This window comes from Stutzerimonas sp. CXK-1 (assembly GCF_057738225.1).
In genome coordinates this window covers 3,743,959-3,755,675 of the sequence record NZ_CM173217.1, presented here as the reverse complement: position 1 = coordinate 3,755,675, position 11,717 = coordinate 3,743,959, and the positions used below count along the sequence as shown (strand labels likewise).

Sequence of the window (11,717 nt, the reverse complement as noted above, 5' to 3'; positions counted from 1 at the left end):
ACGTCGATAGGTTTATCGCTAGGCTTCACAGCATTGTTGAGAGGGAAAGTGTCATGCAATGGCGTAATACTGCACACCGTTACGGGCTGGTCAGCGTCCTGCTGCACTGGTTGATCGCTGCGGCGGTGTTCGGCCTGTTCGGGCTCGGCCTGTGGATGGTGGGCCTGGACTACTACAGCAGCTGGTACCGCACCGCACCGGACCTGCACAAGGGCATCGGCGTGCTGGCCTTCCTGGTCATGCTGGTTCGTCTGGGCTGGAAGGTATTCAACCCTCAGCCGCAGCCGCTCGCCAACCACGGTCCCGGCGTTCGCAGGCTGACCCGGTTGGGGCACGGGCTGCTCTATCTGGGGTTGTTCGCGGTGATGATCAGCGGCTACCTGATCTCGACCGCCAAGGGGCGGCCGGTCGACGTCTTCGGCTGGTTCGAGGTGCCGGCACTGGTTTCCTCCCTGCCGCGGCAGGCCGATGTGGCCGGGGTGATCCACGAATACCTGGCCTGGGCGCTGGTGATCCTTGCCGTGCTGCACGCCCTGGCGGCACTCAAACATCATTTCATCGATCGAGACGCGACCCTCCAGCGCATGCTGGGTCGTGGCTGACAACCAAAGGAGAAGCTCGGATATGTTCAAGCACCGCATCGCTGCCCTGGCACTGGGTTCGGCGCTGTTCGCCGGCCAGGCGATGGCCGCTGACTATGTGATCGATACCGAGGGCCAGCATGCCTTCGTCAACTTCAAGATCAGCCACCTCGGCTACAGTTGGCTATGGGGCACCTTCAAGGAATTCGACGGGCGCTTCAGCTTCGATGCCGACCAGCCCGAAGCCAGCAAGGTCGAGGTGAACCTGGAAACCGCCAGCGTCGATACCAACCATGCCGAGCGCGACAAGCATCTGCGCAGCGACGACTTCCTCAACGTGCAGGCCCATCCGAAGGCGACCTTCACGTCGACTTCGGTGAAGTCGACCGGTGAAGGCACGGCTGACATCCATGGCGACCTCACCCTCAATGGTGTAACCAAGCCGGTGGTGATCGCCGCCCGGTTCATCGGCGAAGGTGAGGATCCCTGGGGTGGCTACCGGGCGGGTTTCGAAGGGCAAACGACGCTGAGGCTGAAGGATTTCGACATCGCCAAGGACCTCGGCCCGGCAGCGCAGACGGTCGATCTGATCATTTCCGTCGAAGGGGTGCGTCAGTAACGCCTCCCCGAGGGATTGAACGCCGGCGCTTGCCGGCGTTCTGCTTTGTGGTCGCTTGCGCCAAAGCGCTCTGCCGCGGGCCGTCGAAGGCAGCAGATGCGGCCGCTGGCGGTTTACAAACAGTGGTGGATGTAAGTATATTTCCGGGCTTCGCCTTCCGCTGCGGCGTGCGCCGCCGACGGCCAGCCAGCTTCTGAAAGAGGTCTCCCATGTCGATCAAGCCAGCCAGTGCTGCTCTGGTTTCCGTTCTCTGCTTCGCTGCGTTGCTGGTCGGCTGCGACGAGCAGTCCGCGCCAGAACAGCAGCAGCCAGCGCCCAAGGTCGGTATCGTCACGCTGCAGACCGAGCCTTATGCCCTCACCACCGAACTGCCCGGTCGCACTCGCGCGTACCGGATCGCCGAAGTCCGCCCGCAGGTCAGCGGCATCATCCAGAAGCGTCTGTTCGCCGAGGGCAGCGAAGTCAAGGCCGGGCAGCAGCTGTATCAGATCGACGCCGCCGTCTATGAGGCGACGCTCAAGAGTGCGCAGGCGCAGCTGGCGTCGACCAAGTCGCTGGCCGATCGCTACGCCGATCTGGTGAAGGACCAGGCCGTAAGCCGCCAGGCCTACGACGAAGCCCGTGCCGCCAGCCTGCAGGCCGAGGCAGAGGTCGAGCGTGCCCGCATCGATCTGCGCTACACCAAGGTGCTGGCGCCGATCTCCGGCCGCATCGGACGGTCGGCCGTGACCGAAGGGGCTCTGGTGAGCAACGGCCAGGCGCAGGAACTGGCGACGATCCAGCAGCTCGATCCGATCTACGTGGACGTGACGCAACCGGCACGCGATCTGCTGGCGCTGCGGCGCGATCTGGAGCAGGGCCGGTTGCAAAAGGCGGGCGACAACGCTGCCAAGGTCACGCTCACGCTCGAGGACGGCAGCCAGTACGCCCACGAGGGGACGCTCGAGTTCAGCGAGGTGTCGGTCGATCCGGGCACCGGGTCGGTCACCCTGCGCGCGACCTTCCCGAATCCCGACCGGCTGTTGCTGCCTGGCATGTTCGTGCATGCGGAGCTCGTCGCCGGCCTGAAGAAAGAGGCCATTCTGGTACCCCAGCAAGGCGTTACCCGCAATGCCAAGGGCGAGGCGACCGCCATGCTGGTCAACGCCGAGAACAAGGTCGAAGTCCGCACCCTCAAGGTCCGCAGCACGGCCGGCAACCGCTGGCTGGTCGAAGAAGGCCTGCAGCCTGGCGATCGCGTGATCACCGAGGGCCTGCAGTTCATCCAGCCCGGCGTCGAAGTCAACGCCGTCCCGGCCACCAATGTGGAGCCGCGCACTGGCGCGGCGCCCGCTGACCAGGGCGCAGAAGGCTAAGGGGTAGCGAGTTCATGTCCAGATTCTTCATCGACCGGCCGATCTTCGCCTGGGTGATCGCGCTGGTGATCATGCTGGCGGGTGGGCTCTCCATCCTCAAGCTGCCGATTAACCAGTATCCGAGCATCGCGCCCCCTGCCGTCGGCATCCAGGTCAGCTACCCCGGCGCTTCGGCACAGACCGTGCAAGACACCGTGGTGCAGGTGATCGAGCAGCAGCTCAACGGTATCGACGGCCTGCGCTATATCAGCTCGGAGAGCAACTCCGACGGCAGCATGAGCATCACCGTTACCTTCGAGCAGGGTACCGACCCGGACATCGCGCAGGTGCAGGTGCAGAACAAGCTGCAGCTGGCCACGCCATTGCTGCCGCAGGAGGTGCAACAGCAGGGCATCCGCGTGACCAAGGCGGTGCGCAACTTCCTCATGGTGGTGGCGCTGGTGTCCGAGGATGGCCGGCTGGACAAGAACGACCTGGCCGACTACATCGTTTCGAACATCCAGGATCCGCTGTCGCGGACCAAGGGCGTCGGCGACTTCCAGGTGTTCGGTTCGCAGTACGCGATGCGCATCTGGCTCGATCCGGCCAAGCTGAACAACTATGCGCTGACGCCGGTTGACGTGAAGAGCGCGATCCAGGCGCAGAACGTACAGATTTCCGCCGGCCAGCTGGGCGGGTTGCCGGCCGTCCAGGGCCAGCAGCTGACGGCCACGATCATCGGCAAGACGCGTCTGCAGACCCCCGAGCAGTTCCGCAACATCCTGCTCAAGGTCGACAGCGACGGATCCCAGGTGCGCCTGGGTGACGTCGCCCGCGTCGAACTCGGCGGCGAAAACTACGCCATCAGCGCCGAGTACAACGGCATGCCGGCCACCGGCATCGCCATCAAGCTGGCCACCGGCGCCAACGCGCTGGACACCGCCAAGGGTGTGCGCCAGACCATCGGCGAGCTCGAGCCGTTCTTTCCCGCGGGCGTCAAGGTCTATTACCCCTACGACACCACGCCAGTGATTGCCGAGTCCATCCAGGGCGTGGTGGAGACGCTGTTCGAGGCCATCGTCCTGGTCTTCCTGGTGATGTATCTGTTCCTGCAGAACTTCCGCGCGACGCTGATCCCGACCATGGCGGTGCCGGTGGTACTGCTCGGCACCTTCGGCATCCTGGCCGCCTTCGGCTTCAGCATCAATACGCTGACCATGTTCGCGATGATCCTGGCCATCGGCCTGCTGGTGGACGACGCCATCGTGGTAGTGGAGAACGTCGAGCGGGTGATGAGCGAGGAGGGGCTGTCGCCGGTGGAGGCGACCCGCAAGTCGATGGGGCAGATCCAGGGGGCGCTGGTCGGTATCGGCCTGGTGCTCTCGGCAGTATTCCTGCCGATGGCGTTCTTCCCTGGTTCGACCGGGGTGATCTACAAGCAGTTCTCGATCACCATCGTCTCGGCCATGTCGCTTTCGGTGCTCGTGGCGCTGGTCTTCACCCCGGCGCTCTGCGCCACGCTGCTCAAGCCGATTGCCCAGGGCGAGCACCATGAGAAGCGCGGTTTCTTCGGCTGGTTCAACCGCAGCTTCCAGCGCGGCGTCGGGCGCTACGAGCGTGGCGTCAAGGCCATGCTGCGGCACAAGGCGCCTTACCTGCTGCTGTATCTGGCGATCATCGCCGTGATGGCCTGGACCTTCACGCGGATTCCGACCTCGTTCCTGCCGGAAGAGGATCAGGGCGTGCTGTTCGCCCAGGTGCAGACCCCCGCCGGTTCCACGGCGGAGCGGACCTACGAGGTGTTGCGGCAGATGCGCGAGTACCTGCTCAACGAGGAGCAGGACGTGGTGCGGTCGGTGTTCACCGTTAACGGCTTCAACTTCGCCGGTCGCGGGCAGAACTCCGGCCTGGCGTTCATCGGCCTGAAGCCCTGGGAGGAGCGCGGCGAGGACGGCCAGAGCGTGTTCGATCTGGCCCAGCGTGCGCAGCGGCATTTCTTCACCTTCCGTGACGCCATGGCGTTCGCCTTTGCCCCGCCTGCGGTGATGGAGCTTGGCAACGCGACAGGCTTCAACGTCTTCCTGCAGGACCGCGCCGGTGTCGGGCACGAGGTGCTCAGCCAGGCCCGTGACAAGTTTCTGCAGCTGGCCGGGCAGAACCCCAAGCTGACCGGCGTGCGTGCCAACGGTCTGCGTGACGAGCCGCAGTTCAAGCTGACCATCGATGACGAGAAGGCGCGTGCGCAAGGCGTGTCGCTGTCGGACATCAACCAGACGCTGTCGATCGCCTGGGGTGGCAACTACGTCAATGACTTCATCGATCGCGGCCGGGTGAAAAAGGTGTACATGCAGGGCCGTCCGGATGCGCGGATGAACCCCGAGGACCTGGCCAAGTGGTATGTGCGCAATGCCGACGGGCAGATGGTCCCGTTCAGCGCCTTCGCCACGGGCGAGTGGATTTACGGCGCGCCGAAGCTGTCGCGCTACAACGGCGTGCCGGCGATGGAGATGCTTGGCGCCGCCGCACCCGGCTACAGCTCGGGTGAGGCAATGGAAGAGGTCGAGAAGATCGCCGCCCAGCTGCCGCCAGGCGTCGGTATCGCCTGGACCGGGCTGTCCTATGAGGAGCGACTGGCCGGTTCCCAGTCCACCGCGCTCTATGCGCTGTCACTGCTGGTGGTGTTCCTCTGCCTGGCGGCGCTCTACGAGAGCTGGTCGATTCCGTTCGCGGTCATGCTGGTGGTGCCGCTGGGGATCATCGGTGCGCTGCTGGCGACCTACGGGCGCGGGTTGTCCAACGACGTTTACTTCCAGATCGGCCTGCTGACGACCATCGGTCTGTCGGCGCGCAACGCGATCCTCATCGTCGAATTTGCCAAGGCCTTGCACGAGCAAGGCATGAGCCTGGTCGACGCGGCTGCCGAAGCCTGCCGGATGCGACTGCGCCCGATCGTGATGACGTCGATGGCCTTCATCCTTGGCGTGGTCCCGCTGGCGATCTCCAGTGGCGCCGGCTCCGGCAGCAAGCACGCCATCGGTACCGGCGTGATCGGCGGCATGTTGTCTGCGCTGGTCCTGGCGATCTTCTGGATTCCGCTGTTCTACGTGCTGATCGCCAGCCTGTTCGACCGCAAGAAGCCCGCCGAGAAAGGCGCGCAGGAGAGCTCATCGTGAACAAGTCCCTGTTGAGTCTGGCATTGCTGGCGACGCTCGGGGGCTGTTCGCTGATTCCCGAGTACCAGCGCCCCGAAGCGCCGGTGGCCGCCCAGTGGCCGCAGGGGCCGGCCTACGACGAGCGTGCGACTGCCGTGCAGGCTGTCGAACTCGGCTGGCGGAATTTCTTCCGCGATCCGGCCTTGCAGCAGCTGGTGTCCATCGCCCTGGAAAACAACCGCGACCTGCGCGCCGCCGCGCTGAACGTCGATGCCTATCGCGCGCTGTACCGCATTCAGCGCGCCGACCTGCTGCCCGCGGTCAGCGCCGATGCGGGCGGCACCCGCACGCGCATGCCTGGCGATCTGAACATGAGCGGCGAGCCGGCAATCAGCAGCCAGTACAGCGCCACCTTTGGCGTGTCCTGGGAGCTGGACCTGTTCGGTCGCCTGCGCAGCCTGCGTGAGCAGGCGCTGGAAGAGTTCTTTGCCAGCGAAGCGGCGCAGCGCAGTACCCAGGTGAGCCTCATCGCCAGCGTCGCCAACGCCTGGCTGACCCTGCAGGCCGACCGGGCGCTGCTCGATGTCACCCGGGAGACGCTGCAGACCTACGAACGCAGCCTGTCGCTGACCCAGCGCAGCTTCGATGTCGGCGTCGCCTCGGCACTCGAGCTGCGCCAGGCGCGCAGCGCCGTGGAAACGGCACGGGTAAGCATCGAGCGCTACACGCGCCAGGTCGCGCAGGATCGTAATGCGCTGGAGCTGCTGCTCGGTCAGAACCTGCCGGCGACGATAGACGGGAATTTCGGCCTCGATCGCGAGCAGCTCGGCGACTTGCCGGTTGCCCTGCCTTCGGATGTGCTGCAGCAACGCCCGGACATCCTGCAGGCCGAATACCAGCTGCGCGCAGCCAACGCCAATATCGGCGCCGCACGCGCGGCGTTCTTCCCGAGCATCAGCCTGACCGGCGCTGCGGGTTCGGCCAGCAGCGAGCTGTCCGGTCTGTTCGAGGGCGGCTCGAAGTACTGGACGTTTTCACCGAGCATCAGCGTGCCGATCTTCAATGCCGGGCAGCTGCGGGCCAATCTGGACTATGCGCGCATCAGCCAGAACATCCAGGTTGCCCAGTACGAGCAGGCGATTCAGACGGCCTTCCGCGAAGTGGCCGATGGCCTGGCCGCACAGGGCACCTATCGGCGCCAGGTCCAGGCGCAGCGTGACCTGGTCAAGACCAGCGAGGAGTACTTCAATCTTGCCGAGCGCCGTTACCGCACGGGCATCGACAGCTATCTGACTGTGCTCGACGCCCAGCGGCAGCTTTTCGAAGCCCAGCAGCAGCTGATCATCGACCGGCTCGCGCAGCTGACCAGCGAGGTCAACCTGTTCAAGGCGCTCGGCGGGGGCTGGCAGGAGAGCACTTCGGCCCGGCCTGCCAAGGCGCCGGACGAAGGCTGACCCGTTCAGCCGCCAGGATAAAAAAAGCCGCCCTTGCAGGCGGCTTTTTCGTCTCGTCGATCAGCGGTTGCGCGTCAGCAGCGCAGGCTTTTCGCCCTCGCGCTTTCGCGATGACGGCAGCTGGTCAAGCATCTCGGCGCTGATCACGCCGCCGCGCGACTTGTGGATGATCACCGGCTGTTTTTCCGGCTTGGCCACTTCCTGCTGGCGGGCGGCGACCTCCGGCTCGCGGCGGCGGTTGTCGGCGTTGCGCCGTGAACCGTTGCGGCCCTGGCCCTGCCCCTGACCCTTGGCACCTTGACCTTGGCCCTTGCCCTTCGGGCGGCCGGCACCGCCGGCGCCACGACCTGCATTGGAGCCGGCACCCGCGCCAGCGGAGCGCGGCTGACCGGCATTGCCCGATGCCGGGCGGCGGCCGCGGCCTGGCTTGTTCTGGTACGGGCTGACGTAGTCGACCCTGTTGCCGAAGTTGTCCACCTCGTCGTCGAGAAACTCTTCGGGGTCGCGGTCGGGCGGCAGCTGCGGCGGGCGGGTTATCGCCTGGGTGGGTTCGCCAGCACCTTCACGAGGCTTCTTCGCCTTGCCCTTGCCGCGGCGGTTGCGTGACTTCTTTTCTTCGCCTGCGGCGGCCGCTTCCGGCTTCTCGGTGCGCGGCTTGCGCTCACCGCGGGCCTGGCGAGGCTGGCGCGGCTCACGCACTTCCGGCTTCTCGGCCTCCACGGCAGCAGCGTCGAAGCCCATCATGTCGCCAGCAGGAATGTTCTGCTTGGTCAGCCGCTCGATGCCCTTGAGCAGCTTTTCCTCGTCCGGGGCCACCAGCGAAATCGCCTCGCCACTGCGCCCGGCGCGGCCGGTGCGGCCGATGCGGTGCACGTAGTCTTCCTCGACGTTCGGCAGTTCGAAGTTGACGACATGCGGCAACTGGTCGATGTCCAGGCCGCGGGCGGCGATGTCGGTGGCCACGAGGATGCGAATCGCGTTGGCCTTGAAGTCGGCCAGCGCCTTGGTGCGGGCATTCTGGCTCTTGTTGCCGTGGATCGCCGCAGCCGACAGGCCGTGCTTTTCGAGGTACTCGGCCAGGCGGTTGGCGCCATGTTTGGTACGGGTGAAGACCAGCACCTGCTCCCAGGCGCCCTGGGTGATCAGGTGGGCGAGCAGGGCGCGCTTGTGGCTGGCGGCAATGCGGAAAACCCGCTGCTCGATACGCTCGACCGTGGTGTTCGGCGGTGTGACCTCGATGCGTTCCGGGTCGCGCAGCAGCTTGTTGGCGAGGTCGATGATGTCCTTGGAGAAGGTCGCCGAGAACAGCAGGTTCTGCCGTTGGGCCGGCAACCGCGCCAGGACTTTCTTGACGTCGTGGATGAAGCCCATGTCGAGCATCCGGTCGGCCTCGTCGAGCACGAGGATTTCCACATGGGACAGATCGACGGCGTTCTGGCCGGCCAGATCGAGCAGGCGGCCGGGGCAGGCGACGAGTACGTCAAGCCCCTTGGCCAGGGCCTGGATCTGCGGATTCATGCCGACGCCGCCGAAGATCACCGCGCTTTTCAGCGGCAGGTCACGGGCGTAGAGCTTGAAGCTGTCGTGTACCTGGGCGGCGAGCTCACGGGTCGGCGTCAGCACCAGAACGCGTGGCTGCTTCGGTCCGTGGCGGTGTTCGCGGTCCGGGTGGCCGTTGGGGAACAGCAGTTCGAGCACCGGAAGGGCGAAGCCGCCCGTCTTGCCGGTGCCGGTCTGGGCGGCAACCATCAGGTCGCGGCCTTGCAACACGGCGGGAATGGCCCGCTGTTGCACGGGGGTAGGCTGGGTGTAACCGGCGGCCTCGACGGCACCGGCCAAAGCCTCGGAGAGACCGAGGGAAGCAAAGGACATGAGAGATCCTGTCTTGTAGAGGGCTTGGCCCTGGGATGATCATGCCGGGCTCGAATCGCGACTGGCGTGCGATCCCGTCCGGTTCTGCCGCGGTGAAGAAGGGCGGCATCCGGACGTAAGGCCTGGCGGAAGCGCGGAGTATAGCAGAGCTTCGCACGCCGCAATGCTAGGACCGCATCGCATTGTGCAGGTTCACTGCGCCGCCGTCACCGACGGCGCAGGTCGATTCAGCGCGAAAGTCCCAGCGCGCTGCAGATCGCCAGGCTCGGTTCGGCCTGGTTCAGCGTGTAGAAGTGCAGCCCCGGCGCGCCGCCGGCCAGGAGCTTCTCGCACATCTGGGCGATGACCTGCTCGCCGAAGGCCTGGATGCTCTCGATGTCGTCACCGTAGGCCTCCAGCTGCTTGCGTACCCAGCGCGGGATTTCCGCGCCGCAGGCGTCGGAGAAGCGCGCCAGCTTGCTGTAGTTGGTGATCGGCATGATGCCCGGGACAATGGGGATCTCGACGCCGAGCTTGCGCACCCGCTCGACGAAGTAGAAGTAGCAGTCGGCGTTGAAGAAGTACTGGGTGATGGCGCTGTCGGCGCCGGCCTGGGCCTTGCGGGCGAAGTTGCTCAGGTCGTCTTCGAAGTTGCGCGCCTGCGGGTGCATCTCGGGATAGGCGGCGACCTCGATGTGGAAATGATCGCCGCTTTCGCTGCGGATGAACTCCACCAGTTCGTTGGCAAAGCGCAGCTCGCCGCTGGCCAGGCCCATGCCCGAAGGCAGGTCGCCGCGCAAGGCGACGATCCGGCGGATGCCGGCGTCCCGGTAGAGGTTCAGCAGGCCCCGCAACTCGGTTTTGCTGTCGCCGACGCAGGACAGGTGCGGTGCCGTCGGCACCTTCACCTCGCTGTCGAGCTGCAGCACGGTGTTGAGGGTGCGGTCGCGCGTCGAGCCGCCGGCGCCGTAGGTGCAGGAAAAGAAATCGGGTTGTTGTGCGGCAAGCTGGCGAGCGGTGGCCAGCAGTTTTTCGTGCCCGGCATCGGTCTTGGTCGGGAAGAACTCGAAGCTGATCGAGGGGCGGTGGGATGTGCTCATGGCGAATCCAGAGAAGCAGTCGGGCAGCGTCGCCCGTGTTCTACTTATCGCGCAAAACGAAAGCGCAGGCGGGACGACCGCGAGCGCAGTGCACTGGTCGTCACGCTTGCCTTGCGCGATGCGCGGCTTGGGTAGGTGGAAAATGCCGCGGCCTTTTCCACCGTAAGGTTCAGTCGGGTGGAGAAGCGCTTCGCGCCTTGTCCACCTGGTGCATCAGTAGCGGTAGCTGTCCGGCTTGAACGGGCCTTCGACCTCGACGCCGATATACTCGGCCTGCTTGGCGGTCAGCTTGGTCACCACGCCGCCGAAGCCCTTGACCATCTCGGCCGCGACTTCCTCGTCGAGCTTCTTCGGCAGGACCATGACCGTCACGTTCTGCGACTTTTCGGCCACCGGCAGGTCGGCGAAGCGCTCGTTGTACAGGTAGATCTGCGCCAGCACCTGGTTGGCGAAGGAGCCGTCCATGATCCGGCTCGGGTGGCCGGTGGCGTTGCCCAGGTTCACCAGGCGGCCTTCGGCCAGCAGGATCAGGTAGTCGTCGTTGGCCGGATCGATGGCCTTGCCGGTGCGATGGATCTTGTGCACCTGCGGCTTGACCTCCTCCCAGCCCCAGTTGGCGCGCATGAAGGCGGTGTCGATCTCGTTGTCGAAGTGGCCGATGTTGCACACCACGGCACGCTTCTTCAGCGCCTTGAGCATGTTGGCGTCGCAGACGTTGACGTTGCCGGTGGTGGTGACGATCAGGTCGATCTTGCCCAGCAGCGCCTTGTCGATGGAGGCCTCGGTGCCGTCGTTCTCGCCGTTCAGGTAGGGCGAGACGACCTCATAACCGTCCATGCAGGCCTGCATGGCGCAGATCGGGTCGACCTCGGTGATCTTGACGATCATGCCTTCCTGGCGCAGGGAAGCGGCCGAGCCCTTGCCCACGTCGCCGTAGCCGATCACCAGGGCCTGCTTGCCCGACAGCAGGTGGTCGGTGCCGCGCTTGATGGCGTCGTTCAGGCTGTGGCGGCAGCCGTACTTGTTGTCGTTCTTGCTCTTGGTGACCGAGTCGTTGACGTTGATCGCCGGCACTTTCAGGGTGCCGCCCTTGAGCATATCGAGCAGGCGGTGCACGCCGGTGGTGGTTTCCTCGGTGATGCCGTGCACGCGCTCGAGTACCTGCGGGTACTTCTCGTGCAGGATCTGGGTCAGGTCACCACCGTCGTCGAGCACCATGTTGGCGTCCCACGGCTGCCCATCCTTGAGGATGGTCTGCTCGATGCACCACTCGTATTCCTCTTCGGTCTCGCCCTTCCAGGCGAACACCGGGATGCCGGCAGCGGCGATGGCCGCGGCGGCCTGGTCCTGGGTCGAGAAGATGTTGCAGGACGACCAGCGCACTTCGGCACCGAGAGCGATCAGTGTCTCGATCAGCACGGCGGTCTGGATGGTCATGTGGATGCAGCCGAGGATCTTGGCGCCCTTGAGCGGCTGTTCGGCGGCGTACTTCTTGCGCAGGCCCATCAGGGCGGGCATTTCCGACTCGGCGATGATGATCTCGCGGCGGCCCCAGTCGGCCAGGGAAATGTCGGCGACCTTGTAGTCGTTGAAATCGGCAGGCGTCATGACAGCGCTCATGCGATG

General features: G+C 65.3%; 8 protein-coding genes. 5 read left to right on the top strand and 3 right to left on the bottom strand.

Annotation, left to right across the window (positions count from 1 at the left end; genetic code table 11):
* The first annotated feature begins 53 nt into the window (after positions 1 to 53).
* The 5 genes from AC0KXH_RS17870 to AC0KXH_RS17850 all read left to right on the top strand — a co-directional run bounded on the left by AC0KXH_RS17870 (position 54) and on the right by AC0KXH_RS17850 (position 7,140).
* Positions 54 to 602 (top strand): cytochrome b, encoded by a 549-nt coding sequence (locus AC0KXH_RS17870; RefSeq protein ID WP_041108360.1) that lies wholly within the window; start codon positions 54 to 56, stop codon positions 600 to 602.
* 22 nt (positions 603 to 624) lie between these two features.
* Positions 625 to 1,200 carry a YceI family protein gene (locus AC0KXH_RS17865; RefSeq protein WP_041108358.1) on the top strand — a complete coding sequence of 192 codons (576 nt, stop codon included), beginning with the start codon at positions 625 to 627 and terminating at the stop codon, positions 1,198 to 1,200.
* 209 nt (positions 1,201 to 1,409) lie between these two features.
* Positions 1,410 to 2,555 carry an efflux RND transporter periplasmic adaptor subunit gene (locus AC0KXH_RS17860; RefSeq protein WP_488223808.1) on the top strand — a complete coding sequence of 382 codons (1,146 nt, stop codon included), beginning with the start codon at positions 1,410 to 1,412 and terminating at the stop codon, positions 2,553 to 2,555.
* Positions 2,556 to 2,569: 14 nt separating this feature from the next.
* Entirely contained in the window at positions 2,570 to 5,707 is a 3,138-nt protein-coding gene (locus AC0KXH_RS17855) for an efflux RND transporter permease subunit (RefSeq protein ID WP_165562582.1), read from the top strand.
* Positions 5,704 to 7,140 carry an AdeC/AdeK/OprM family multidrug efflux complex outer membrane factor gene (locus AC0KXH_RS17850; RefSeq protein ID WP_488223807.1) on the top strand — a complete coding sequence of 479 codons (1,437 nt, stop codon included), beginning with the start codon at positions 5,704 to 5,706 and terminating at the stop codon, positions 7,138 to 7,140. The genes AC0KXH_RS17855 and AC0KXH_RS17850 overlap by 4 nt, the downstream gene beginning before the upstream one ends.
* A gap of 60 nt (positions 7,141 to 7,200) precedes the next feature.
* On the opposite strand, the gene rhlE2 is transcribed toward AC0KXH_RS17850, so the two are convergent.
* The 3 genes from rhlE2 to ahcY form a co-directional block, all read right to left on the bottom strand.
* A complete protein-coding gene (rhlE2, locus tag AC0KXH_RS17845; RefSeq protein WP_488223806.1) occupies positions 7,201 to 9,012 on the bottom strand; it encodes an RNA helicase RhlE2 in 1,812 nt (603 codons plus the stop codon).
* Positions 9,013 to 9,239: 227 nt separating this feature from the next.
* On the bottom strand, positions 9,240 to 10,091 hold the full coding sequence (gene metF, locus AC0KXH_RS17840; protein WP_312199451.1) for a methylenetetrahydrofolate reductase [NAD(P)H]: 852 nt from the start codon (positions 10,089 to 10,091) through the stop codon (positions 9,240 to 9,242).
* Between the two features lie 213 nt (positions 10,092 to 10,304).
* Positions 10,305 to 11,711: an adenosylhomocysteinase gene (ahcY, locus tag AC0KXH_RS17835; RefSeq protein WP_041108349.1), complete on the bottom strand. Its 1,407-nt coding sequence runs from the start codon at positions 11,709 to 11,711 to the stop codon at positions 10,305 to 10,307.
* Positions 11,712 to 11,717 lie beyond the last annotated feature (6 nt).

What these genes read in the sequence shown, in the direction of transcription:
- AC0KXH_RS17870 (WP_041108360.1), top strand. Translation starts at nt 54, where the DNA reads ATGCAATGGCGTAATACTGCACACCGTTACGGGCTGGTCAGCGTCCTG.
- AC0KXH_RS17865 (WP_041108358.1), top strand. Translation starts at nt 625, where the DNA reads ATGTTCAAGCACCGCATCGCTGCCCTGGCACTGGGTTCGGCGCTGTTC.
- AC0KXH_RS17860 (WP_488223808.1), top strand. Translation starts at nt 1,410, where the DNA reads ATGTCGATCAAGCCAGCCAGTGCTGCTCTGGTTTCCGTTCTCTGCTTC.
- AC0KXH_RS17855 (WP_165562582.1), top strand. Translation starts at nt 2,570, where the DNA reads ATGTCCAGATTCTTCATCGACCGGCCGATCTTCGCCTGGGTGATCGCG.
- rhlE2 (WP_488223806.1), bottom strand. Translation starts at nt 9,012, where the DNA reads ATGTCCTTTGCTTCCCTCGGTCTCTCCGAGGCTTTGGCCGGTGCCGTC.
- metF (WP_312199451.1), bottom strand. Translation starts at nt 10,091, where the DNA reads ATGAGCACATCCCACCGCCCCTCGATCAGCTTCGAGTTCTTCCCGACC.
- ahcY (WP_041108349.1), bottom strand. Translation starts at nt 11,711, where the DNA reads ATGAGCGCTGTCATGACGCCTGCCGATTTCAACGACTACAAGGTCGCC.